Genomic DNA, 24,227 nt, shown 5'->3' with positions numbered 1-24,227 from the left:
CGATGATCAGCGGTAGCGCGCCACGCCCGAGCCGGGGACGACCTCGCCGAGCACCCAGGCGGGCATGCCGCGCCCGTTGAGCAGGGCCAGCGCGCGATCGGCCTGGTCCGCAGGGACGACGGCGCACATCCCCACACCGAGGTTGAACGTCCGGTCCATCTCGGACTGCGGGACGCCGCCGTGCCCGGCGAGCACCTCGAAGATCGCGGGCGGGCTCCAGGATCCCCGGTCCAGCAGGGCGTCGGCCGTGCCGGGCAGGGAACGGGCCAGGTTGGCGGCGAGGCCGCCGCCGGTGATGTGCGCGAAGGCGTGCACCTCGACCTCGCGGATCAGCGCGAGGCAGTCGAGCGAGTAGATGCGGGTGGGTTCGAGCAGCTCCTCGCCGAGCGTGCGGGACAGCTCGGGGAGCTCCCGCTCAAGGTCCAGGCCGGCGGTCTTGATCACATGCCTGACCAGGGAGTATCCGTTGGAGTGGACCCCGCTGGAGGCCAGGGCGATCACCACGTCGCCGGGCCGTACCCGGTCCGGCCCGAGCAGCTTGTCGGCCTCGACGACGCCCGTGCCCGCGCCGGCCAGGTCGTACTCGTCGGGGCCCATGGCGCCCGGGTGCTCGGCCGTCTCGCCGCCGATGAGCGCGCAGCCCGCGAGCCGGCACCCCTCCGCGACACCGCCCACGATGTCGGCGATGCGCTCGGGCACCACCTTGCCGCAGGCGATGTAATCGGTCATGAACAGCGGCTCCGCCCCGCACACCACCAGGTCGTCGACGACCATGCCCACGAGGTCGATGCCGATCGTGTCGTGCTTGCCGAGCCGCTGCGCCAGCATCACCTTGGTGCCGACGCCGTCGGTCGAGGTCGCCAGCAGGGGACGGCGGTAGCGCAGGAAGGCCGAGGCGTCGAACAGCCCGGCGAACCCGCTGGCGTCGTCCACCACCTCGGGCCGCCGGGAGCGCGCCACCCGGGACTTCATCAGTTCGACGGCCCGGTCACCGGCCTCGATGTCCACACCCGCGGCGGCGTAGCTGGTCATGTGCTCCCCTTCGTCGGTCGTGCCCGGTCGCCCGTGCGACCCGTCACAGCTGCCCTTCCAGGACGTACTTGCCGACCTGGTCCTGGTCGATCGGAATGGGGTACTCGCCGGTGAAGCAGGCACGGCAGAGCCGATCGGCCGGGATCGTGGTCGCCCGGGTCAGCCCTTCGAGGGAGATGTAGCCGAGCGAGTCGGCCCCCAGGGAGGCGCGGATCTCGCCGACGGACAGCGACCCGGCGATCAGCTCGGCCCGGGTGGCGAAGTCGATGCCGTAGAAGCACGGCCATGCGACCGGCGGCGAGGAGATCCGCACGTGGACCTCCGTGGCGCCCGCCTCGCGCAGCATCTTGACGATGGCCCGCTGGGTGTTGCCGCGCACGATCGAGTCGTCCACCACGATCAGCCGCTTGCCCTGGATGACCTCGCGCAGCGGGTTGAGCTTGAGGCGGATGCCGAGCTGGCGGATCGTCTGCGACGGCTGGATGAACGTGCGGCCGACGTAGGAGTTCTTCACCAGGCCCTGGCCGTACGGGATGCCGCTCTGCTCGGCGTAGCCGATGGCGGCGGGGGTGCCGGACTCGGGCGTGGGAATGACGAGGTCGGCGTCGACCGGGTGCTCCCGGGCGAGCTGGCGGCCCACCTCGACCCGGGTCGCCTGCACGCCGCGCCCCGCGATGGTCGTGTCCGGGCGGGCGAGGTAGACGTACTCGAACAGACAGCCCTTGGGCTGGGCGGCGGCGAACCGGCTGGACCGGACCCCGCGCTCGTCGATCACCAGCAGCTCGCCGGGCTCGATCTCGCGGATGAACGACGCGCCGACGATGTCGAGCGCGGCGGTTTCGGAGGCGACCACCCAGCCGCGTTCGAGCCGGCCGAGAACCAGCGGCCGGATGCCCTGCGGGTCGCGGGCGGCGAACAGGGTCGTCTCGTTCATCCAGACCAGGGAGTAGGCGCCCTTGACCTGGGGAAGCAGCTCGGCCGCCGCGTCCTCGATGGACTGCGAGCGGTCCCGCGCGAGCAGCGCCGTCAGCACCTCGGTGTCGGTCGTCGCGCGTGTGGCGTCCGGCGGGAGGCGGAGCGCGAGCTCGCCGGTGTTGATCAGGTTGCCGTTGTGGGCGAGCGCGAGGCCGCCGTGCTCGGTGGAGCTGAGCGTGGGCTGCGCGTTCTCCCAGACGCTCGACCCGGTGGTCGAGTAGCGGCAGTGTCCGATCGCGACATGGCCGCGGAGCGTCCCGAGGATCGATTCGTCGAAGACCTGGGAGACCAGGCCCATGTCCTTGTAGACAAGGATTCGGCTGCCTTCGCTGACCGCGATGCCCGCGGACTCCTGGCCGCGGTGCTGCAGCGCGTACAGCCCGTAATAGGTGAGTTTGGAGACATCCTCCCCGGGGGCCCACACGCCGAAGACGCCGCAGGCGTCCTTGGGTGCGCGGTCGAGGGAGTCGAGGTCATGGCTCAGTCGGCCGTCGCCTTTCAGCACATGGTTGAGTCTATTTCGGCCTTCTCCCTGCTCGCGCACGCGGGTACGGAAAGTCTCGGCGAAACGATCGACGTGGCTTTGCCGTGTCGCCCGGGTTCCGTCCACACCCTCCGGGAGAGCCTTGGGTCTCCGGCATGCCCAACTCTGGTCCGGGAGAGAGCGACCGTGACGACACCTGACAAGCCCGCGTGGGAGCCCCAGCGTGACCAGCGGCCCGACGACGAGACCCGTCCGGACGAGCAGCGGCTGGTCCTTCCGGTGAACTCCTGGGACGAGCCCGACCTGGAGGGGTCCTGGTGGGAGCCCTCCGGATACCGGGAGCCCGACCCGGTTCGGCCCGAAGAGAACCGCTCAGCTTTCCGCGAAATCGCCGCTGATCCGGCGCGTACGGACCGCCGGCCGCCGGTTGACCCCCTCGGAGGGGACAGAAGTGACCGACGTGAACGCGACCTGAGCCGCCGGCGAGCGGAGTCGGGCGAGACGGACTTCAGCGACTGGACCGACTGCGGGTTCTCCGACGATCTCGCCGCCACCGACCCGGGCTACCGCTCCTGGGCGGAGCCGGAGACCACCTGGGAGAGCCTCAAGGCGTGGGCAGCCCAGGATCCCCTGGCGAGTGAGTCTCCGTACGAGCCTCCGGCGCCCCAGCACCCGGGGGCCACCGGTCCCGATACGGGTGCCGCGACGGGGCAGCGCGATCGCGCCGGGAACGGCGGACCGCGGGCCGACGCCGGTGCGTACGGCGCGGCGGCGGCAGGTCACGGCACTCAGCCGGGGCCGGAAGCCGCGTACGGCACGCCGGAGGCCCGGTACGGCGCCGGGCCGGAGGCCCCCGCGTACGGCACGCCGGAGGCTCGATACGGCGCGGGGCCGGAGGCCCCTGGGTACGGCGCGTACGGCGGGGAGGCCCCCGGGTACGGCGAGGTCCACGGGTACGGCAGGCGTGGAGGGCCGGAAGCGGCGGGCTACGGCGCGGGCAGCGGCCACGAGGCCCCCGGGTTCGGCGGGCCGGAGGCCCCGGAGCAGCGGAGCCTGCCGCCCGCGGCCATTCCGTCCCAGGTCCCGCCCGCCCATGCCGCGCAGCCGCCTCAGGTCCCGCCGTACACGGCACCGGGGGCGCCACAGACATCTCCTCCGTCGGCCGGAGCCGCGCAGGTGCCGCCGCACGTCCCGTCGCAGAGCGGGCCACCGGGCCGGCCGGGCGGGCCGTACGACGAGCAGCCGCCCGGCACCTCCCCGGGTGTATGGAACGACCCGTATGCGGGGCCCGCGAGCGGCGGCCGGCAGACGGACCCGCACACCGACCGGCAGCCCGACGCCCCGATGGACGGCCGGCCCGATCACCGGATCGGCCCCGCCGACGACCCGTACACGGACGGCCGGTACGGCATGAGCGCGGACGCGTCCGGCCTGCCGCGCGCCGGGGCCGAATCGCCGGCCGCGTACCCATCTGACACGTCGGCGGCTTCGACCGGATGGGGGCTGCCGCCCGCCTTGCCGTACCCGCCCCAGAACTCGTACCCGCCCCAGAACCCGGATCCGGCCCCGACGCCCGTGCCGCCGTCCGCAGCGGCCCCGGCGGAGCGCGTCGTCTGCGAGCACTGCGGGATGCCGCCAAGCGGCGCAGGCTCGTCGAGGCCCGGCACGGCGTTCGGAGCGCACGGGTACGGCGCGACCGGCGCCTTCGGGGCTCCGAGGCGGGAAGAGCCGGTCGAGACGGGAGGATCCGACGTCGGCGCCAGAGCGTTCGGCGCGCAGGGATCCGGTGACGCCGGGACGGGAGCGTTCGGCACACGAGGGTCCGGTGACGCGGGGACGGGAGCGTTCGGCACGCAGGGATCCGGCCAGATCGGCGCCGGGCCGGGGGCCTTCGAAGCCACGGATGTGGCGACGGGGCCGATGGAGCGCCTGGGCGTCCCCGGTGGGCAGAGCGCCCAGGACCGGCCCGTCTGGAGCACGCGGCCCTCACCAGGAGAGCCGTACGCGGGTGAGGGGGCCGCGACCCGGGGACTCCCGGCAGGGGGCAGCCCGGCCGCCGGGCACGTTCACGTGCTCAAGGCGGAGAACCAGGACGAGTCGTACGCCTGGGAACAGGGCGGCGAAGACTACGTCCGCATCGTCGGCAAGGACTCGGGAACGGAGGGGCCGGAGGGGCCGGAGGAGCCCCAGGGCCGTCCCAGCGAGTACGGCGAACGCTTCCCCACGCCTCCGCGGCCCCCTGAGGAGCGCGAGCCGTCGGAGCGTTTCGGCGACCGGACGCCGCCCGCCGACGGCGGGCAGCCTCCCACCGGCGACCAGCGCGTCCATCCGGGCGAGCCGGGACGGCACGGCGGGGCGGTGTACTACCAGCAGCCGCGGCGGCGGGGCGAGGGGCTGGGCACGGCCTCGATGGTGCTCGGCATCGTCAGCATCATCCTGCTGTTCTTCTGTGGGGTCGGCGCGCTCACGGCGCTCGCGGGCGCCGTCCTCGGCGTCGTCGCGCTCGCGGTCGGCTCCAGCAAGGGCCGCGCGGTCACGGGCATCGTCCTGAGCGTCCTGACGCTCGTCCTCGCGGCCGTGATCGGTGTCGTGTTCTACAACTGGTTCCAGACCAACAAGATCGGTGAGTGCTTCGACGTCAGGACGCATCCCACGCAGGCGTCCACGCAGCGCTGCATCGAGGAGAAGCTGAGCGGGTCGGGCCTCACCGGCTGATCCGCCGCCCACGGTCCCGTCCCGGTAGCGCGCCGTCTCGCGAGGATCTCCGCGAGACGGCGCGCTATCGGTAATGAAGGGCCGGTCTGACCTCGAGACTCAGCGTTGGTCCGGCGGAGGCACGTGCTCAATCGCTACCGCGGCTTCTGTCAGCGGAGCGGAAGGTAGGCCGACAGGTCGGCGCGTGATCCGCTCGCGGCGATGCGGCCCGCCGTCAGGGCGGACTGCCAGGAGGCCCGGCCGGTGGCCAGTTCCAGCCAGGTGCGCGGGTCGGTCTCGATGACGTTCGGAGGGGTGCCGCGCGTGTGGCGCGGCCCCTCCACGCACTGCACGGCCGCGTACGGCGGCACCCGCACCTCCACGGTTCGCCCCGGTGCCCGCGCGACCAACTCGTCCAGCAGGTGCCGTACGGCGAAGCGGGCGGCGTCCCGCAGGGGCTCGCCGCCGCCGTCGTACACACGGAGGACGGCGGCGACGCAGGCGGTGAGCAGCGCCGTGTCCGGCCCGGTGAACGGGGGCTCCCCGAGGGCGGCGAGCTGGGCGTCGAGGGCGGTGCGGACCTTCGCCGGGTCCGGTCTGCGTGGCGGCATCCGCCCATTCTCTCCGCACCACGGCGTGGTGACGGTCGTACGGGCGTGGTGTCACGGTGTTCAGCCGACGGGCTCGGCGACGGGGGCCTCGATCGGCGCGGGCTGCGCGCGGCGGGTGCCCAGCGCGTACAGGCTCACCGGGACGCCGACCAGGACGATCGCCGCAGCGATGAGCAGCGTGAACCGGTACGCCTCCAGGAAGGTGTGCATGGGCGGCCCCGTGAGGACGCTCTGCCGGTTGCTCATGATCGCCCCGAGGATCGTGATGCCGAGCAGTCCGAACACCTCGCGCGAGACGTTCAGGACGCCGGACGCCACGCCGACCCGCGTGGCGGGCATGACGCCCAGGATGACGTTGGTCAGCGGCACGAGCAGTCCGGCGCCCGCGCCGTAGAGGAGGAACCAGGGCAGCAGGTCGAGATATCGGCTGCCCTCGCCCGCGCCGGACAGCCCGGCGATCGCGACGGCCATCAGGCCGAGCCCGGCGGCGACCGTGGGGGCGCTGCCGAACCGCGCGGCGATCCGGGGCGAGGTGGCCGCGACGACCGCCATGAGCAGGGCCATCGGCACGAAGGCCGCGCCCGCCTCCGTCGGGGCGAACCCGAGGGCGTTCTGCAGGTAGATCGCGGTGAAGAAGTAGATGCCGAACACGCCGAACGACCAGAGGCCCTGCGACAGCAGGCCGCCGCTGAAGACCCGCTCGCGGAAGAGCGAGAGGTCGATCATGGGTCGGGCGGTGCGCAGTTCCGTGATCACGAACGCGACCGCGGCGACCGCCGCCACGCCGAACGCGCCGAGGATCGGCGACGAGCCCCACCCGCGCGACTCGCCCTCGATGAGCGCGTAGGTCAGTGCGAAGAGCGCGACCGCCGAGAACGTCAGACCGGGCAGGTCGAGCCCGCCGCCGCGCCGCTCCGTCCGAGGAACGCGGATCGTCAGGAAGGCGAGGATCGCGGTCACCGCGCCGATCGGCAGGTTGATCAGGAAGATCCATCCCCAGTGGGCGTTCTCGCTGAGCAGGCCGCCGGTGAGCGGGCCGACGGCCAGCGCGAGGGCGCCCACGGCGCTCCAGACGCCCACGGCGGTGGCGCGCTCGCGCGGGTTGGGAAAGATCGCGGAAAGCAGGGCGAGCGCGGTCGGGGTGAGCAGCGCCGCCCCCACGCCCTGGAGCGCCCGGGCCGCGATCAGCGTCTCCTGGCCACCCGCCAGGCCGGCCGCGACCGAGGCCACGGTGAAGACGCCGAGCCCGGCGAAGAAGACGGTCCTGGCGCCGAAGACGTCCGCGAGCCGTCCGCCGACCAGCAGCAGCCCGGCGAACACCAGGATGTACGCGCTGACGATCCATTCCAGGCCCGAGATCGTGAGGCCCAGGTCGCGCTGGATGGTCGGGAGCGCGACGTTCACCACGTTGTTGTCCAGGTAGCTCATGAACGTCGCGAGTGCGACCGCGACCAAAGCCCACCATTTCCGCTGCATGTCATGACCTTCCTATACGGCGTACTTGTACAACGTACATGTACGGTGCATAGGAGACCTTGTACGTCGTATAGTTGTCAAGTGGGATCCGAGAAGCTGAGCAGGGAGTCCCTGGTCGAGCGGGCCGTCCTGCTCGCCGACGCCGAGGGGCTGGAAGCGGTCACCGTACGGCGTCTGGCACAGGAGCTCGGCGTCACGCCGATGGCGCTGTACTGGCATGTCAAGAACAAGGAACAGCTCCTGAGCAGCCTGGCCGACCACCTGCTCAGGGAGGTCACGCCGGAGTTCGACCCCGGCGCGGCGTGGAACGTCCGGATGCGCGCGATGGTCGAGGCGCTGGTCCGGCTGATGCGGCGGCACCGGTTCCTGCCCGCCCTGTTCGGCATGGTCACGAAGGGCGACGTGAAGAGCTTCTCCCGGGCCACGGACACGGCCCTCGACCTGCTCCGCCAGGCGGGGTTCACCCTCCAGGAGGGGTACCTGATCTCGACGTACCTGCTGCACGGCGCGATGACCCTGGTGGACCAGGAGCCGTGCGTGCCGCCCAGCGTGCCGCCGAAGGAGGCCGCCGAGTGGCGGCGGCAGAGGCGGCTGTCCCTCGAATCCCTGCCCGCCGACGAGTACCCGTGCATCGTCGAGTACGCCAGAACGCTGGAGGAGGTCGACGTCGAGCGCTACTACGCGTTCGGGCTCGACCTGCTGGTCGGCGGCGTCGAGGCGATGGCCGCCAGCCGGAGCGAGGAGGGAACGGCGGTCAGCCCGGCAGGCTGACGTCGCGCAGGGCGCGCAGCGCGGGGAGCGCGGCGACCAGCGCCGACGCGTGCTCGGAGGGCAGCCGGTCCAGGAGCGCCGCGAGGTTCGCGGCCCAGGCGGCTTCGAGCCGTTCGACGTCCTTGGCGGCCTCGCCGGTGAGGGCGAGGCGCACGCCGCGCCGGTCGTCGGGGTCGGTGCGGCGTTCGATCAGGCCCTGTTGCGTCAGCTTGCGCACGGTCGCGCTCAGGTTGCTCGGCCGCATCCCCAGCGCCTCGGCCACGGCGCCGGGGCAGATGCCCGGGGAGCGGTCCACCAGGCGCAGGACCTCGAACTCCGTGGGCGACAGGGGCCGCAGGCCGGCGACGGCCTCGCCCCGGAGGCGCAGATGCCGGGCGATGTCGTGCAGGGCGGCGGCCAGTTCGCGCGCGGCCCCCGGTGGATCGTGTCTCACCCTCCATATGTTAGTTATGACTTCATAACTTTTGTAGGAGAATGAGATGAGTGCGTCCCCCGGCATTCCCCCAGGTCACGAGGGTTCCCGCGTACGTCCGGCGCTCCTGCTGGCGCTCGCGTTGCTGTCCGCCGTCGCGCCGCTGGCCACCGACATGTACCTGCCGGCGTTCACGTCGATGGCGGCCGACCTGGGCACCGACGCGGCCGCGTTGCAGCTCACGTTGACCGCCTTCCTGGCCGGTCTCGGCGTTGGGCAACTGATCGTGGGGCCGCTGTCGGACCGCCTGGGACGGCGCAGCCCGCTCCTGGTGGCGGCCGGCGTCTGCACCGCGGCCTCGGTGCTGTGCGCGCTGGCCCCCAACGTGTGGGTGCTCGTCGCCTGTCGCGCCGTGCAGGGGTTGGCCGGCTCCGCCGGGATCGTCATCGGCCGCGCGGTGATCTCCGACACCGCTCGCGGTGTCGCCGCCGCCCGGGCGTTCAGCACGCTGGTCGCCATCGGCGGCATCGCCCCCGTGGTCGCTCCGCTCGCCGGAGGCGCGCTCCTCGGCCCCGTGGGCTGGCGCGGCATCCTGTGGGTCCTCGCCGGGACCTCGGTCGCCATGTTCCTCGCGGCGCTGTTCTTCGTGCCGGAGACGCTGCGTCCCGAGCACCGGCACGCGGGAGGGCTCGGCGCGACCGGCCGCGCGGCCCGCGTCGTGCTCGCCGACCGCGCCTACCTCGGGTACACCCTCGCGTACGCGCTGGGCTTCGGGGCGCTGATGGGGTACATCTCGGCGTCGCCGTTCGTGGTGCAGAACGTGCTCGGCATGTCCACCGCGGCGTACTCGGCGATCTTCGCCATGAACGCGCTCGGCATGGTCGCGGCGAGCGCCGCCAACGCCCGCCTGGTCGGGCGGTTCAAATCACGCACGCTGCTGCGCACCGCCCAGAGCGCGGTCGCGGTGCTCACGGCCGCCCTGCTGGTGCTCGCCGTCACCGGCCGTCTCGTGCCCGCCGTCGGGCTGCCCCTGCTGTTCCTCGCCGTGGCGTTGCTCTCGCCGGTGATGAGCAACGCGAGCGCGCTGGCGATCGGCCGGGCCCCGCAGTCCGCCGGGATCGCGGGCGCCGTGATGGGGGCGCTCCAGTTCGGCGCCGGGGCGGCGGTGTCCCCGCTCGTCGGCCTCGGCGGCGCGCACACCGCCGTGCCGATGACCGTGGTGATGACGGTGTCCGCGCTCCTCAGCGCGGCGTGCGTCGCCGCCGTACGGAACGTTCCCGGTGTGCCGGAGCGGCGGCCGGAGGCGGCCTTGGCGGAAGGCTAGCCGTCCACGCCGTGCGGGCCGTGCGGCCGCGGCGTGCGCGGGCGCGGCGCGCGGGCCAGCGCGGAGAACACCGCGGCGAGCACCGCCAGTCCGAACAGCACGGCGTAGGTCCACCGGAAGCCCGTCATGAGCTGGTCCAGCGCCACCGGGCTCAGCCGCGAGAGCGTCCCGGCGTACACCTGGGCGCGAAGCTGCGGGGTGACGGCGCTGGTCAGCACGCCCAGCGTGAGGGCGACGCTGACCGCGACCCCGACGTTCATCGCCATCAGGCGGAAGCCGTTGACCACGCCGAGGTTCTCCGGAGCCAGGCCGGCCATGACCTGGGTGGTGTTGCCGGTCAGGAAGGTCCCGCTGCCGCAGCCCGCCATGAACAGCCCGAGCGCCAGGACCCCGTACGGCGTGGCCGGGCCGGAGCCGAGCAACAGGATCAGCAGCCCGGCGACGCAGAGGATGCTCCCGCCGAGCGCCAGCGCGTACGGGCCGACCCGGCGGCCGAGCGCGCCCGAGACCGGCGAGCCGAGGGCCATCCCGGCCGCCACGGGCAGCACGCCGAGGCCGGCGGTCAGCGCGTCGGCGCCCTGCGCGGCCTGGAAGTACAGCCCGGCGAGCAGGATCAGCGAGGCCCGCGCCACCGCGTTGCAGAACGTCGCGAGGTTGGCCATCAGCAGCACGCGCTCGCCGAGCAGGCGGAAGTCCAGCACCGGGTTCGTCGCCCGGCGCTCGACCAGCACGAGCACCGGGACGAGCGCGCCCGCGAACAGCCCGGCGGGGAGGCTGCCCTCGCTGACCGCGAACAGCGTCGCCGACAGCACGGCGAGCACGATCAGGTTGCCGGAGGCGTCGAGCGACTGGCGGGGGCCGCGCGCGGGGAACCTGCGCAGCGTGGACAGTCCCCAGATCACGGCGAAAAGCCCGGCGGGCACGTTGATCCAGAAGATCCACCGCCAGCCGAGGAGGTCGGCGATGAGCCCGCCGAGCGTCGGCCCCGCGAGCTGGGCGACGGAGAGGACGCCGAAGTAGACGCCCATGCCCTGGCTCAGCCGGTCCGAAGGGAAGGCGTCGGTCATGATGGCCGAGCCGTTGGCGATGATCATCGCCGCGCCGAGGCCCTGCACCGCGCGCAGCGCGATCAGCGAGCCCACGCCGGGCGCCAGCCCGGACAGCAGGGAGGCCACCGTGAACAGGGCGAACCCCACGAGATAGATCTCTCTGCGGCCCAACAGATCGGACACCCGGCCGAAGAACACCAGCGTCGCGGTGTTGACCAGCAGGTACGCCAGCAGGATCCAGTTCGACGCCAGCGGGCTCGCGTCGAAGTGCCGGACGACCGCCGGGAGCGCAACGTTCAGGGTGCTCGCGCTCATCCCGATGAGCAGCATCCCGAGCGAGGTGACGGAGCAGACGCGCCAGGCGTACCGCAGGGCGGGGGCGTACTCCGGCATTCCGGGCTCCAGCGGGACGCTCACCATGCCCGTGATTCTTGCGTACGCCGTACGTGTGATGACATGGCGATCCCATGAGGCGGGACGAAAAGTGGCAGATGGTGAAAGAGATGACTTTGTGATGTTTGAGCCGCCATCCAATGGAACGGTCGAAACGTCCCTTGAGCACCAAGAGTGTTGAGCACTCTCTCTTGCTTGAGAAAGGGACGCCTCCGTGGCTATCAAGTTGCCGGGCGGACGCACGATCGGTGTTCTGTCGGTCGGCGTGCTCGCCGGATCCCTGTTCGCGGTGGGCGGCATGGCTACCGCCTCCTCCGCATCCACGGCTGCCAAGGTCATCTACGGCTGCGTGAACAAGAAGACGGGTTACGTGCGCATCGTCAACGCGACGACCGTCTGCAAGCCGACCGAGTACAAGATCTACTGGAACCAGGCCGGGACCCCCGGCGCCGTCGGCGTCGGCGGCACCGGCGCGACCGGTGCGCAGGGACCGCAGGGCCCACAGGGCCCGCGTGGCCTCCAGGGCGAGCGCGGCCCGGCCGGTCCGCAGGGTGTGAAGGGTGAGCCCGGCCAGAACGGCCAGAACGGTAAGGACGGCGCGCCGGGCGCGAAGGGCGACACCGGCGCCACCGGCCCGAAGGGCGAGAAGGGTGACACCGGCCCGGCCGGTCCTCAGGGCAAGCAGGGCGAGCAGGGGCCGCGCGGTCTTCCGGGTGCGAAGGGTGACACCGGCGCGACCGGTCCGAAGGGCGACACCGGCCCCGCCGGTCCTCAGGGGCCGAAGGGCGAGAAGGGCGATCCCGGTACGGGCGGATCGGTGACCCCCAAGATCGTGACAGCGCCGTTCGACTTCTCCCGCTCCAAGTACGGGGTCGTGTCCTGCAGCGGTGGTAAGGCCACCGGCGGCGGCTACATGATCACGGATGGCAGCAACTCGGCGCAGATCTATGAGAGTGCCCCCTACCCGGGGACCAACGGTGGCACGCCGACCGGCTGGAGGATCTCCGGTAAGAACGCCGAGGGCACCGTGTACGTCATCTGCGTCTAGCCAGAGCACGCTTCCGAGCGAGTGAGCGGCGGGCTGTGAGGCACCCGCCGCCACCCCGGCAGACGTGGCTGGGGCTGACGGCGCGTCGTCACAGCCGACAAGAGAGAAGGCCCTTCCGGACACCGGTGCCGGAAGGGCTTTCGTGCCCATGGACGGTTTCGCGGGAGAGCCGGACATCGCCTCCCCCGTGGGAGGACGTTCGGCCGGACCGTCACATGGCCCTGTCGGGGGACGGCACGGACGAGTGGTAGCGCCCGGACAGCCGGGCCAGCTTGAGGCTGAGGTGCAGGCTCAGCCGCTCCACGCCGTCTCTGAGATCGGTCTCCGCCAGTTCCTCGACCCGCTGCAGCCGGTAGTACAGGGACGTCCGGTGCAGGCGCAGGCGGCGTGAGGTGGCCTGGGCGTTGCCGGCCAGGTCGAGGTAGGTCTCCAGCGTCTCCAGCAGCGGCCGGTGCTGGGCGTCGTCGAGCAGCCGCTCCAGTCCCGGATGAAGGTTGCCGTGGGGGACACGTGTGAGCAGCCGGTAGACGCCGAGCCGGGCCCACTCCGCCAAGCGCCCGAGCTCCGGCACCTTCGCCGCGACCTCCGCGGCGTGCAGCGCCTCCTCGTACGACTCGACGGCGCGTGCGAGCGAGGGGCGGGGCGCTCCGATCCCGACCAGGGCCGACGTGCCCAGCGCCGCCCGCATCTCGTCGGGGAAGGCGGTGGTGCCCGCGGTGAGCAGCACGGCGTGGTCGTAGCGCATCACGTGGAGGGGGTGGTGCCCGGCCAGGCGCCGCCGTACGGCCAGCAGTCCGCGCTCCAACGTCAGCCGCTGCGCCTCGCTGGCGTCGGCGGAGACGGGCTTGGCGACCGCCACCGTGACGGGGACGTCGTGCGGGAAGGCGCCCGCCTCGATCAGCGTCCTGGCGGCCTCGGCTTCCCCGCGCAGCAGCCCCATGATCGCTTCGAGCTCCCGGCGCGAGGCCAGGCCGGCGGCCAGGCTCTCGTGGAAGAGGACGAGGGCCAGCACGGTCGCGACCGCCGCCGCGACCGCGATCTCCGGCTCCGCCATGGCGGGATCGACGTCGATGAACCAGAGGAAGCCGAGCGGCCGGCCCTCGTGCCGCACGGGGACGCAGACCCGCGGCAGCAGCCCGAGTTCCGGGGCGCCGGGCGTGCGCAGGGGGCCGGTGGCCTCGTGGATGCCGGCCGCCCGGAGGAACGCGCGCACCTCCGGCGTGGTGTGGCGGCGCAGGATCGAGTCCCGCCGGGCGTCGTCAACCGGCCCGTCCTGCTCGCTGTACGCGACCACGCGTTGGCGGCCGTCTTCCAGCAGCAGCGGGCGGTTGAGGCGCAGGGAGAGATCGTCCACGATGCTCTGCAGATCAGCCACCCGGCCTCCAACTGGGCATTCCAACATCTGTCGGACGGGTGTCCGTTGGTCTTCCTTATATTTGACCGATGATCTGCGTCAAGACCGTATATAGCGTCTTGAATCGTGAAAGCCCCCAGAAAGCTGCTTCAGTGCCTGTTCGCGGCCATTGTCGTGGTTCCGGCGGCACTGGCGGCGACGCCCGCGTCCGCAGATCCTCCCCAAGATCCTCAGCATCCCTGGCGGCGTGACCACTGGCCCCAGACCCAGCCCTGGCAGCGCGACCAGCCCGACGAGGCCCAGGCCCTGCACGGCCGCGCCGCACGCGTGGTCGCGCCGATCGACCCTCAGAACTGGACGAACCCCGACCACATGACGTGGGCGGACTACAAGAAGATCCCTGGCACCGACTGGGCCGATCCCGGCAAGAAGGGGTCGGCACGCACCTTCAAGGGAGCGCTGGTCCTGCTCGACTACCCGAACCAGCCGTTCGTCGTCACCCAGCCCAAGGGGTCCACGGTCTTCGGCAACCCCAGCGCGGAGGCCCACGACGTCCCGCGTGATCAGGTCGCCAAGTTCTACCAGGACTTCCTCAACACCCCCAACGCGCTCAACAAGGGGCACACCATCCACGAGTACTGGATGGAGGACTCCGGCGGACGCTACGGGGTCGAGCTGAAGGGCTTCGGCCCGTACACCATGCCCGGGAAGTCGCACGAGTACGGGATGGAGTACCAGCGCGACGCGTGCCCGGCGGGCGACAGGTGCGACAAGAACCTGCGTACCGACGGCAACGCCGCCTGGCTCGCCGACGTCGGCCAGGAGGTGGCCGGCGGGTTCGACTTCGTCTTCTATGTCAGCGCCGGCCAGGACGAGTCGTCCACCTGGCAGGAGTTCGGCATGATGAAGTTCCCCACCAAGGAGGACGTCACCGACGAGTTCGGCCCGCCGGACCCGAACCTGCCGAACTGGTCCAAGACCCGGTACGTGGAGTGGACCTCCTGGGCCGCGGGCTCCACGTTCTGGCCGAACGCGCGCTTCGGCATCGACTCGGTCCAGACCGAGAGCTCCGGCATGGGCGTCTACGCCCACGAGCTGAGCCACATCATGGGCATCGCCGACAATTACAACAACCCGTACGGCACGCCGATGCGCCGGGCGTACACCGGCATCTGGGAGATGCTCAGCCGTGGCAGCTTCAACGGCCCCGGCGGCCCGCACAGCCGCTGGCTGATCCCGCCCACGGCGGGCGCGTCCATGGGCGCCCAGCACATGCTGCGCAACAAGATCAAGCTGCAGATGGTGGACGAGGGGAACGTCCTGCGCCTGTCGCGTGAGGCGCTGCGCGACTCCGGTCTCGTCGTCGCCGACGTCACGGCCCGTGCCGTACAACCGGGCAAGAACGGCCTGGCGGGCGTCAACGTCTCCTTCGACACCGGCGACAAGTCCACCGGATCGTGCGACACGCGGACCAACCCGCTGTGTGACGGCGGCAACTACGACAACTACACGATCGAAGTCGTGGACCGGATGGGCACCGACTCCTTCACCCCCGACTCCGGGGTGCTCCTGGCCAAGACGAAGAACCAGGACAACGCGCCGTTCGAGTGGGTGATCGACGCCAACCCACAGGACATCGGGATGACCGACTACGTCCTGCCGGACGGCACCAAGGTCCCGATCACGATCGGCGACTACCGCCAGCTCTCCGACGCCCTCTTCCACGCGGGCACCGACTCCGGCAGCCAGTACGAGTACGTCGACCAGGCCAACCGGCTGCACTTCTACGTCATCGACGTGCGCCGCGACGCCAAGGGGACCCTGTCCTACACGGTCGCGATCCGCTCGCTGGACGGCGCGGGCCCGCAGAAGCGCGGCGTCAAGCTCCTGCCGGGCGCCGGTGTCCCGGCCGCCCAGAAGGGCGTGTCCTCCTGCCGGTTCCCGCTGTTCAACACCGGCAAGGCCGCTCCCGCCCAGGGGCAGCACCCCCAGGACGTCAGCGCGTACCTGAACAGCGACGTCTACCGGCTCAAGGCCGAGGTCGTGGGGACGGGCTGGACCACCATCACGCCCAACGCGCTCGCGACCGTCGGCTCCGGAGATCACAAGACCGTCACCGTGTTCGCTCAGCGGGCCGACGGCGGCAGCAAGCACGCCACCGTCAAGCTCACGGCCACGTCCGAGAGCGACCCCTCCACGACCATGACCGCCACCTGCAACGTCGTCGGTCTCTAACACACGCACCCCGAAGGCCCTCCCGGACCCCGTCCGGGAGGGCCTTCCCCCCACCCGCCGAAGAGGGGCTCTCAAGGGTGGGGAATGTTTGCGGCGGCGGCCGGTACGGGTTGGACGTCGCCGGAAGAGGGACGGGGCGGCGGGGGTATGCCCGAGATGACCCGCGTGCCGGTCCGCGCCGCGTCGTGATCCGGCGGGGAGCGGAGGGAGGCGGGGCACGTGACGCGTCCGTCGGGAGCCGGGGAAACGCTGCGCCGTGCCGTACACGATCTCCACCCGGCCTATTTCGCCCTGGTCATGGCGACCGGCATCATCTCGATCGACCTGCGTACCACGGGGATGCCCGCGCTGTCCGCGGCGCTGATGTGGGTGGCGGCCGCCTGCTACGCCGTCCTCCTCGCCCTCACCGTGTGGCGGGTCGCGGCGTTCCCCCGAAAGATCCGGCACGACCTGCACGATCCCCACCGGGGGTTCGGATTCTTCACGTTCACCGCCGGGACGAACGTGCTCGGCACCCGGCTCGCCCTGGACGGCCACGGCACCACGGCGACGGCGCTCCTCGCCGTGGGCATGCTGAGCTGGATCCTCCTCGGCTACGCCGTGCCGTGGGCGGTGGTGCTCAGCCGCAGAGGCCAGGAGCCGCTCGGCGGGGCGGAGGGAACCTGGTTCGTCTGGGTGGTCGGCGGCCAGTCCGTGGCCGTGCTGGCCGCGACGCTGGAACGGACGGCGGACGCCGGGCGGGACGTGCTCGCGCTGCTTGCACTCGTTTTCTGGGCCGTCTCGGTCTGCCTCTACGGCCTGGTCGGGATCTGCGTCGCGCTGCGGTTGGCGGTTCACGCGGTCCGGCCGGGGGATCTCACCCCGCCGTACTGGGTGGCGATGGGCGCCACCGCGATCAGCACGGTCGCCGGCACCCAGATCGCGACCATGACGTCGGCGCCCGCGGCGCTCGCGACCCGCTTCTTCACGCCGCACGTCTCGCTGATCTTCTGGGCCTTCGGCACGTGGCTCTATCCCGCGCTCATCCTCGTCGGCTGGTGGCGGCACGTGCGGCACCGGGTCCCGCTCAGCTACGAGCCGGGATGGTGGAGCATCGTCTTCCCCCTCGGCATGTACGGCGCGGCGTGCCACAACCTCGGTGCGGTCGCCGCGATCCCCGCCCTCGTCAGCATCGGGAACGTCCAGGTGTGGATCGCGTTCGCGGCGTGGCTGCTCGGGTTCGTCGCCCTGCTGGGCCGTCTCGCGGAGGAGTACGGCGTCCGCCGGGGCCACCCGGGCCCCGGCGGATGACACGGATCAGCCGAAGATCGCCGGGAGCGGCGCGGCGTGCGTCTCCCGCAGCTCCGCGACCGGGATCTCGAAGACGCCTTCGACGGCGAGCGACGCGCCGCCGGTCGTGCCGAGGCCGTAGCAGGGGACCTCGTACCGGCCGCACAGCTCGGCCAGCGCCTCGAACGCCTCCGGCCGTACGCAGACCAGGGCGCGGGACGTCGACTCGCTGAACAGGTCGACGAACGCGTCGTCGCCGGGCAGCGAGAGGGTCGCGCCGACGCCCTGGGCGAGGCACGCCTCGGCGAGGGCGATGGCGAGGCCGCCGTCGGACAGGTCGTGCGAGCCCTCCAGCAGGCCGTCGCGGGCCGCCTCGACGAGCACGGACCCGAGGGCGCGCTCGGCCTCCAGGTCGACGGCCGGCGGCAGCCCGCCCAGGTGGCCGTGCGCCACGTGCGCCCACTCCGACCCGCCGAACTCGTCGCGCGTGTCGCCGAGCAGCACCACGCGCAGCCCCTCCGTGGTGAATCCGGACCTGACCCGCGTGGCCACGTCCTCGATCACGCCGAGGACGCCCACGACCGGGGTCGGGTGGATCGCTGTGGAGCCGGTCTGGTTGTAGAACGACACGTTGCCGCCGGTCACCGGCACGCCGAGCGTCTTGCAGGCGTCCGCGAGGCCGCGCACGGCCTCGGCGAACTGCCACATCACCTCGGGGTCCTCCGGCGAGCCGAAGTTGAGGCAGTTCGTCACGGCCAGCGGGGCCGCGCCCGTCACCGCCACGTTCCGGTACGCCTCGGCGAGTGCGAGCTGCGCCCCGGCGTACGGGTCGAGCCGGGCGTAGCGGCCGTTCCCGTCCGTCGCCAGCGCGATGCCGCGGGTGGTCTCCTCCGCGCCGGGCATGACCTCGGAGATACGCAGCATGCCGGCGTCGGCGGGCTGCGCCAGGACGGTGTTGCCCCGGACGTACCGGTCGTACTGGGAGGTCACCCACTCCTTGGACCCGAGGTTCGGCGAGCCGAGCAGCCGCAGCAGCGTCTCGCGCAGGTCCTCGGGGCGCGGCAGCCGCTCCGGGCCGTCGGCGTTGAGCGCGGCCTGGCCGGCCGGCTCGTGGAAGGGACGCTCGTAGACGGGGCCCTCGTCGGCGGCGGTGCCCGGCGGGATGTCGACGATCACGTCGCCGTCCCAGGTCATGACCAGCCTGCCGGTGTCGGTGACCTCGCCGATGACGGTCGCGGGTACGTCCCACTTCTCGCAGATGGCCATGAACGCCGGGATGTCCTCCGGCGTGACGACGGCCATCATGCGTTCCTGCGACTCGCTCATCAGGATCTCCTCGGGCCGCAGCGTCGGGTCACGCAGCGGGACGAGGTTGAGGTCCACGGTCATGCCGCCGGTGCCCTTGGCGGCCAGCTCGGTCGTCGCGCAGGAGACGCCGGCCGCGCCGAGGTCCTGGATGCCCACGACCACGTCGGCCTGGTAGAGCTCCAGGCAGCACTCGATGAGCAGCTTCTCCATGAACGGGTCGCCGACCTGGACGGCGGGCCGCTTGGCCTGCGACTCGTCCTCGAAGGTCGCGGACGCGAGCACGGACGCGCCGCCGATGCCGTCGGCCCCGGTGCGCGCGCCGAAGAGCACGACCTTGTTCCCCGGGCCGGGGGCGGTGGCGAGCTTGATCTGGTCCTTGCGCAGCAGGCCCACGCAGAGCGCGTTCACGAGGGGGTTGCCGATGTAGCAGGGGTCGAAGACGACCTCGCCGCCGATGTTGGGCAGGCCGAGGCAGTTGCCGTAGTGGCTGATGCCCTCGACGACGCCCGGGAGCACCCGCCGCGTGTCCTGCTGGTCGGCGCCGCCGAAGCGCAGCGCGTCCATGACCGCGATCGGCCGGGCGCCCATCGACATGATGTCGCGGACGATGCCGCCGACGCCGGTGGCCGCGCCCTGGTGCGGCTCCACGTACGACGGGTGGTTGTGCGACTCGATCTTGAAGGTCGCGGCCCAGCCGTCGCCGATGTCCACCACGCCGGCGTTCTCACCCATGCCGACCAGCAGGGCGTCCGACTTCGGCGCCTTGGTGCCGAACTGGCGCAGGTGCACCTTGGACGACTTGTACGAGCAGTGCTCGCTCCACATCACCGAGTAGATCGCGAGCTCGGAGCCGGTCGGCCGGCGGCCGAGGATGTCGCACACCCGCTGGTACTCGTCGCCCTTCATGCCCAGCTCGGCGTACGGCATCGGCTCGTCGGGCGTCTCGGCGGCCCGCTTCACGGAGTCGAGACTCATCGGTCGCTCACCACTCCTCATGCGTTCACCAGCCTCTTGAGGATGGACGTGAAGAAGCCCCGGCCGTCCACGCTGGGGGCGCCGGTCAGCTCCTCGACGGCGTGCTCGGGGTGGGGCATGAGGCCGACGACGTTCCCGGCCTCGTTCGTGATGCCCGCGATGTCGTTGAGCGAGCCGTTGGGGTTGCCCCCGACGTAGCGGAACACGACCCGGCCGTCGCGCTCCAGGGCGGCGAGGGTCTCCGTGTCCGCCACGTAGCGGCCCTCGCCGTGCTTGACCGGCAGCACGATCTCCTGGCCGGCCTCGAAGTCGGACGTCCAGGCGGTGTCCGCGTTCTCCACGCGGATGCCCTGGTCACGGCAGATGTAGTGCAGACCCCCGTTGCGGGTGAGCGCGCCGGGCAGCAGGTGCGCCTCGCAGAGGATCTGGAAGCCGTTGCAGGTGCCGAGGACCGGCAGGCCCGCGCGGGCGGCCGGGATCAGCTCGTCCATCAGCGGCGAGAACCGGGAGATCGCCCCGCAGCGCAGGTAGTCGCCGTAGGAGAACCCGCCGGGGAGGAAGACCGCGTCCACCCCCTTGAGGTCGTGGTCGGCGTGCCAGAGCGGCACCGGCTCGGCTCCCGCCAGCCGTACGGCACGGGCCGCGTCCTGGTCGTCGAGTGTTCCGGGAAAGGTGACGACGCCCACACGGGCAGCGTTCATGACAGGACCCCCACGGTTCCCCTCCAAGGCATGGGCGCGCCACGCCACCGCCTCATTCATGGGCGGCGGTCTGTGGCGGTACGCCTCAGGTTATCGGGTGAAGCCAAAACCGCCCCAATCTGAGGGGCGGTCGATCGCGGGGGAGCGCGGGTCAGACGGCGGCGAGCTGGCGGTCCAGGGTGAGGAAGCGGGCGACGGCGTCCTCGTCCCAGGCGAGCTCCTTGGACAGCCGGACCGTGGTGCCGCGGCCCGGCGTGATGTCGAAGGAGATCTCGTCCACGACCGACTGCATGATCAGGATGCCCCGGCCGTGCTCGGCGTCTCCGGGCGGGTATTGCCGGGGGATGGCGTTGAGCCCGTGGCCGCAGTCGATGATCCGCACCTCGCAGCGGCCCGCACCGATGGCCGCTATCACCCGGTAGCGATCGGCGGGTCCGCCGTGCCGTACGGCGTTGGCGCACGCCTCCGAGGTCGCCAGGAGAATGTCGGACACACAGCTCTCGGTCACGCCCAGCGAACGCAGCGCGTCGCCGAGCACCCGGCGGACCAGGGGAATGCCGATCGCATCCCGTGGTAAAGCCAGCGAGAACTCGATGTCCACCGGACCCCTCCCGGTGTTGAAGGTCACCGTGAAAGGCTTCCCCGAGGAATCCGGGCTAACCGCAAAATGACGCGCCTGTTATTCAGTGGTCGCGCCAATGTTACGTCTTAGGTGCTTTGTCGGCTTTTTGAAGTGTGGAATGTGCTGTTTTACCGCTCCACGTGAACGGTGAAATCCTCGATCACCGTGTTGGCCAAAAGGGTTTCGGCCATCTTCCGGACCTCGGCGAGCGCGGCCTCGTCGGCCTCGCCCTCGATCTCCACCTCGAACCGCTTGCCCTGCCGTACGTCCTGGACGCCGGAGAAGCCCAGCCGGGGCAGCGCGCGGGCGATCGCCTGGCCCTGGGGGTCGAGAATCTCCGGCTTGAGCATGACGTCGACGATGACGCGCGCCACTGGTGTCCTCCTGGGCTGGTGTCCGATGTCGCGGTCAAGGGTATCCGCAGGCGCGCGGGCTCATTCCCGGCGGCCCGGGGGGACCATCTCCTCCAGGGAGAGCGCGAGCCACAACTCCAGCCGGTGCCGGGGGTCGGAGAGCGACCGGCCGGAGACCCGCTCGGCCGTGCGCAGCCGCATCCGCAGCGTGTTGCGGTGCACCCGCAGGCGTCGCGCCGCCGATTCGAGGTTCTGCGCGCAGTCGAGGAACGTGCGGACCGTGGGCAGCAGCGCGGTGTCGTGCTGCGCGTCGTGGTCGCGCAGCGGGCGCAACACGATCTCCGCGAAGCGACCGGCGCCGTCGGGGTCGAGCGCGTCGCGCAGCAGCGCCCACGACTCCATCTCGTCCACGTGCCCGTATCCCCCCGGAATCCGTCCGGCCACGGCGGCCGCGTGCCGTACGGCGGGGGCGATCTCGCGCAGGTCGGCGGCACGGCAGGCTCCGGCGGCGATGTCCCGCCCGGTGAGCGCGGTCAGCCGCTCGGCGAGCGCCCGGCCGAGGCGCGGCGTCGTCTCGGGAACCACGAGGACGAGCCCCTCGGGGCGGCGGCAGACGAAGGTGAGCTCCTCGGCGGCGGGGTCGCCGAGGACGTCGGCCAGCGCGTCGATCGCCGCCTCGGCCAGATCCGCCTGGCCGCCTCCCGCCGGAGCGGGGTCCCTGGGGCGCGCGACCACGACCTCGTAGGGCGGCGGCGCCATGGGGCAGACCTCGGCCAGCCGGTCGGCGGCGTACGGCATCGTCGCCTCGTCCGCGTCCAGCACCCCGGCGAGCAGCGCCGCGCGCTGCGCGTGCGCGCGGGTGCGGGTCCGGTGCGCGCCGATCAGGTCGATGGCGAGCAGGCAGGCCGCCTGGTTGGCCAGCACGCGTACGTGCCACTCGACCGGGCCCGCGCACCAAAGGGCGAGCCAGCCACGCGGCGGGCCGGAGAAACCGAGGCTCTGCACGAGCAGCACCCGCTCGCCCCGGTCGATGGAGATCGCCCGGCGCGGGGTCCCGGCGGAGTCGCGGACGGCGGCGACGGCCTCGGCGTGCCAGCCGGGCCGGCCCGGCGACCCGGGGCCGCCTGAGGCGGATGAGACGGCGGGGGCGGAGGTGGCCGGGCAGGCGCTGCGAGGTCGTCCGCGCGGGTCCAGGAGCAGTGTCTCGCCGCCCGTATGCTCTGCCAGCGCGCGCAGGATGCCCAGGGGGCCGGCCCGCAGCGCGGACCGCGCCATGGCCTCCTGCGCCGCGACCGCACGCCGTTCTCCGCGTACGCGCTCGTCCGCGTGCCACTGGGCGACGGCCTCGGCGACGGCGATGAAGGGGGTGACGCCGATGATCTCGAGCACGGGCAGCCGGAGGTCGGCCGCCGTCTCCAGGACCTCCGGGGGCACGGCGGTGATCCGCTCGTCCAGGGCGAAGGCCAGCGCGGCGCATCGCGCGCCCGCGAGCCGCCGCACGTAGTCGCGCCGCCCCTCCGGCGACGACGGCAGCCCGAGGCCCACGGTCATCACCAGCTCGCCGCCGCGCAGCCACGGCACGGGGTCGGGCAGCTCGGTGACGTGTGCCCAGCGGACGTGGTTGCCCAGGCCCTCCTGGCCGGTCAGCAACCGGACCTCCAGCCCGGGCATGGCGAGCACGTCGGCGACGGTCAGCGGCATGGGACCCCCTGTGCGGTTTGCACTCTGATAACACTCGCGACGGGCGATTTGCCCAGGTTAACCCGTGTTCGGGTGGCCCTAAGGTCGCAGAATTCCCAGCTCAACGGAGGACCACATGGACGGACGCGCCCCCTCGACGGCAAGCGCCCCCCGCCGGGCGGCTTTCGCGGCGTTCGTCGGCACCACGATCGAGTGGTACGACTTCTACGTCTACGCGACGGCCGCCGCCCTGCTGTTCGGCGACCTGTTCTTCCCCGCCTCCACCGACCCGCTCGTCGGTGTGATGGCCTCGTTCGCGACGTACGCGGTCGGGTTCTTCGCCCGCCCCCTCGGCGGCATCGTCTTCGGCCACTTCGGCGACCGGGTGGGACGCAAGTCCGCCCTCGTCGTCACGCTGCTGATGATGGGCGCGGCGACCTTCATCGTCGGCCTGCTGCCCACGTACGCCAGCATCGGCGTCTTCGCGCCCGTCATCCTCGTGGTGCTCCGCTTCGTGCAGGGCCTCGCGGTGGGCGGTGAGTGGGGCGGCGCCGCGCTCATGGCCGTCGAGCACGCCCCGGAGGAGAAGAAGACCTTCTACGGCGGCTTCGCCCAGCTCGGGAACTCGGCCGGCGCCCTGCTGGCGACCGGCGCGTTCAGCCTCATGACGCTGCTCGGCGACGAGGCGCTGCGCGCCTGGGCCTGGCGGGTGCCGTTCCTCGCCTCCGCCGTGCTCGTGCTCGTCGGCCTGTTCATCCGGCTCAAGGTCGAGGAGTCGCCGGTCTTCCAGCAGGTGCAGGCCGAGACCCCGGCCGAGCTGCCGATCAAGGAGACCCTGCGCACCTCGTGGGTGCCCGTCCTGCTCGGCATCGGCGCCCTGCCGGTCGCCATCGGCGGCTACTACATCGCCACGACGTTCCTGCTGGCGTACGCCACCGGCCCCGACGTCGGCGTTTCCGAGCAGCTCGTGCTCAACGGCCTCAGCTTCGCGGCCTTCGTCGAGTTGGTCGCCACCCTCGGCGTCGCCTGGCTCGGCGACCGGTTCGGCGGCCGTCGCGTGGTCATCACCGGCCTGGTGGCCGTGGCCGCGCTCGCCGTCCCCCAGTTCATGGTGATGGGGTCGCACAACACCGTGCTGATCTTCCTGCTGATGGGCGTCATGCGGCTCGCCATGTCCGCCACGTACGGACCGATGGCGACCCTGCTGGCCGAGATGTACGCCCCGCGGGTCCGCTACACCGCCATGTCCCTGGCGTACCAGGTGGCCGGCGCGATCTTCGGCGGGCTCTCGCCGCTCGCCGCCACCGCCATGGTCAGGGCGGGCGGGGGCGGCCCGGCCCCGGCCATCGGCCTGCTCATCGGCATGTGCGCGCTCAGCGTGATCTGCCTGGCGATCGCGCCGCGGCACCGCGACGCGCCGGCCGCCAGCACGGCGCGGGCGTCCGCCACCGCCTGAGATCT

Annotated in this window: 19 protein-coding genes; 7 read left to right on the top strand and 12 right to left on the bottom strand. The window is 72.1% G+C overall.

The features are described from left to right. Window positions 1-6: 6 nt before the first annotated feature. Together purM and purF are read right to left on the bottom strand one after the other, a co-directional pair. On the bottom strand, window positions 7-1,032 hold the full coding sequence (gene purM / locus AWQ68_RS03200; protein WP_066934400.1) for a phosphoribosylformylglycinamidine cyclo-ligase: 1,026 nt from the start codon (window positions 1,030-1,032) through the stop codon (window positions 7-9). Window positions 1,033-1,075: 43 nt separating this feature from the next. Further along, window positions 1,076-2,512, bottom strand: a complete 1,437-nt coding sequence (gene purF, locus AWQ68_RS03195; protein WP_066934397.1) for an amidophosphoribosyltransferase — start codon at window positions 2,510-2,512, stop codon at window positions 1,076-1,078. A 165-nt stretch (window positions 2,513-2,677) separates the two neighbouring features. Between purF and AWQ68_RS03190 the strand changes: the two genes are divergently transcribed. Further along, a complete protein-coding gene (locus tag AWQ68_RS03190) occupies window positions 2,678-5,206 on the top strand; it encodes a hypothetical protein (RefSeq protein ID WP_066934394.1) in 2,529 nt (842 codons plus the stop codon). A 149-nt stretch (window positions 5,207-5,355) separates the two neighbouring features. Here the strand turns inward: AWQ68_RS03190 and AWQ68_RS03185 are convergent, their stop codons facing one another. Beyond that, on the bottom strand, window positions 5,356-5,796 hold the full coding sequence (locus AWQ68_RS03185) for a sterol carrier family protein (RefSeq protein WP_066934391.1): 441 nt from the start codon (window positions 5,794-5,796) through the stop codon (window positions 5,356-5,358). Between the two features lie 60 nt (window positions 5,797-5,856). Further along, window positions 5,857-7,272: an MFS transporter gene (locus tag AWQ68_RS03180; RefSeq protein WP_066934389.1), complete on the bottom strand. Its 1,416-nt coding sequence runs from the start codon at window positions 7,270-7,272 to the stop codon at window positions 5,857-5,859. An 81-nt stretch (window positions 7,273-7,353) separates the two neighbouring features. Here AWQ68_RS03180 and AWQ68_RS45605 point away from each other — a divergent pair, with 81 nt between their 5' ends. Next, window positions 7,354-8,043, top strand: a complete 690-nt coding sequence (locus AWQ68_RS45605) for a TetR family transcriptional regulator (protein WP_066934386.1) — start codon at window positions 7,354-7,356, stop codon at window positions 8,041-8,043. Here AWQ68_RS45605 and AWQ68_RS03170 read toward each other — a convergent pair. Next, window positions 8,027-8,476: a MarR family winged helix-turn-helix transcriptional regulator gene (locus AWQ68_RS03170; protein ID WP_066934383.1), complete on the bottom strand. Its 450-nt coding sequence runs from the start codon at window positions 8,474-8,476 to the stop codon at window positions 8,027-8,029. The two genes, AWQ68_RS45605 and AWQ68_RS03170, sit on opposite strands and share 17 nt — an antisense overlap. Window positions 8,477-8,522: 46 nt before the next feature. On the opposite strand from AWQ68_RS03170, the gene AWQ68_RS03165 reads away from it, so the two are divergent. Next, complete coding sequence (locus AWQ68_RS03165; RefSeq protein WP_066934379.1) at window positions 8,523-9,779, top strand: multidrug effflux MFS transporter; 1,257 nt, start codon at window positions 8,523-8,525, stop codon at window positions 9,777-9,779. Here the strand turns inward: AWQ68_RS03165 and AWQ68_RS03160 are convergent. Then, window positions 9,776-11,248, bottom strand: coding sequence for an MFS transporter (locus tag AWQ68_RS03160; RefSeq protein ID WP_066934376.1), 1,473 nt, complete (start codon window positions 11,246-11,248; stop codon window positions 9,776-9,778). The genes AWQ68_RS03165 and AWQ68_RS03160 overlap by 4 nt on opposite strands. 187 nt (window positions 11,249-11,435) lie before the next feature. Between AWQ68_RS03160 and AWQ68_RS45600 the strand changes: the two genes are divergently transcribed. Beyond that, window positions 11,436-12,269, top strand: a complete 834-nt coding sequence (locus AWQ68_RS45600; protein ID WP_218006755.1) for a collagen-like domain-containing protein — start codon at window positions 11,436-11,438, stop codon at window positions 12,267-12,269. Between the two features lie 211 nt (window positions 12,270-12,480). Here AWQ68_RS45600 and AWQ68_RS03150 read toward each other — a convergent pair whose 3' ends face one another. Then, on the bottom strand, window positions 12,481-13,644 hold the full coding sequence (locus AWQ68_RS03150) for a PucR family transcriptional regulator (protein ID WP_066934371.1): 1,164 nt from the start codon (window positions 13,642-13,644) through the stop codon (window positions 12,481-12,483). Between the two features lie 105 nt (window positions 13,645-13,749). Here AWQ68_RS03150 and AWQ68_RS03145 point away from each other — a divergent pair, with 105 nt between their 5' ends. Together AWQ68_RS03145 and AWQ68_RS03140 are read left to right on the top strand one after the other, a co-directional pair. After that, complete coding sequence (locus tag AWQ68_RS03145) at window positions 13,750-15,858, top strand: M6 family metalloprotease domain-containing protein (protein WP_245655725.1); 2,109 nt, start codon at window positions 13,750-13,752, stop codon at window positions 15,856-15,858. 219 nt (window positions 15,859-16,077) lie between these two features. Continuing rightward, window positions 16,078-17,148 (top strand): tellurite resistance/C4-dicarboxylate transporter family protein, encoded by a 1,071-nt coding sequence (locus AWQ68_RS03140; protein ID WP_218006754.1) that lies wholly within the window; start codon window positions 16,078-16,080, stop codon window positions 17,146-17,148. A 6-nt stretch (window positions 17,149-17,154) separates the two neighbouring features. Here the strand turns inward: AWQ68_RS03140 and purL are convergent, their stop codons facing one another. From purL to AWQ68_RS03115, 5 genes are all read right to left on the bottom strand, one after another. Then, a complete protein-coding gene (purL, locus tag AWQ68_RS03135; RefSeq protein WP_066934368.1) occupies window positions 17,155-19,431 on the bottom strand; it encodes a phosphoribosylformylglycinamidine synthase subunit PurL in 2,277 nt (758 codons plus the stop codon). After that, window positions 19,428-20,111: a phosphoribosylformylglycinamidine synthase subunit PurQ gene (gene purQ / locus AWQ68_RS03130; RefSeq protein WP_066934363.1), complete on the bottom strand. Its 684-nt coding sequence runs from the start codon at window positions 20,109-20,111 to the stop codon at window positions 19,428-19,430. Before purQ ends, purL begins: the two co-directional genes overlap by 4 nt. 151 nt (window positions 20,112-20,262) lie before the next feature. Beyond that, complete coding sequence (locus AWQ68_RS03125; RefSeq protein ID WP_245655724.1) at window positions 20,263-20,739, bottom strand: ATP-binding protein; 477 nt, start codon at window positions 20,737-20,739, stop codon at window positions 20,263-20,265. Window positions 20,740-20,861: 122 nt separating this feature from the next. Continuing rightward, window positions 20,862-21,107: a phosphoribosylformylglycinamidine synthase subunit PurS gene (gene purS / locus AWQ68_RS03120; protein ID WP_066934357.1), complete on the bottom strand. Its 246-nt coding sequence runs from the start codon at window positions 21,105-21,107 to the stop codon at window positions 20,862-20,864. Between the two features lie 60 nt (window positions 21,108-21,167). After that, window positions 21,168-22,787, bottom strand: a complete 1,620-nt coding sequence (locus tag AWQ68_RS03115) for a PucR family transcriptional regulator (RefSeq protein WP_066934354.1) — start codon at window positions 22,785-22,787, stop codon at window positions 21,168-21,170. 115 nt (window positions 22,788-22,902) lie between these two features. Here AWQ68_RS03115 and AWQ68_RS03110 point away from each other — a divergent pair, with 115 nt between their 5' ends. Further along, window positions 22,903-24,222 carry an MFS transporter gene (locus AWQ68_RS03110; RefSeq protein ID WP_066934351.1) on the top strand — a complete coding sequence of 440 codons (1,320 nt, stop codon included), beginning with the start codon at window positions 22,903-22,905 and terminating at the stop codon, window positions 24,220-24,222. Window positions 24,223-24,227: the final 5 nt, after the last annotated feature.

The sequence above is a fragment of the Microtetraspora fusca genome (assembly GCF_001570365.1).
Classification (GTDB): Bacteria; Actinomycetota; Actinomycetes; order Streptosporangiales; family Streptosporangiaceae; genus Microtetraspora; species Microtetraspora fusca.
Note: the sequence above shows the minus strand (reverse complement) of the source record. Positions and strands in the feature narration are given on the sequence as shown.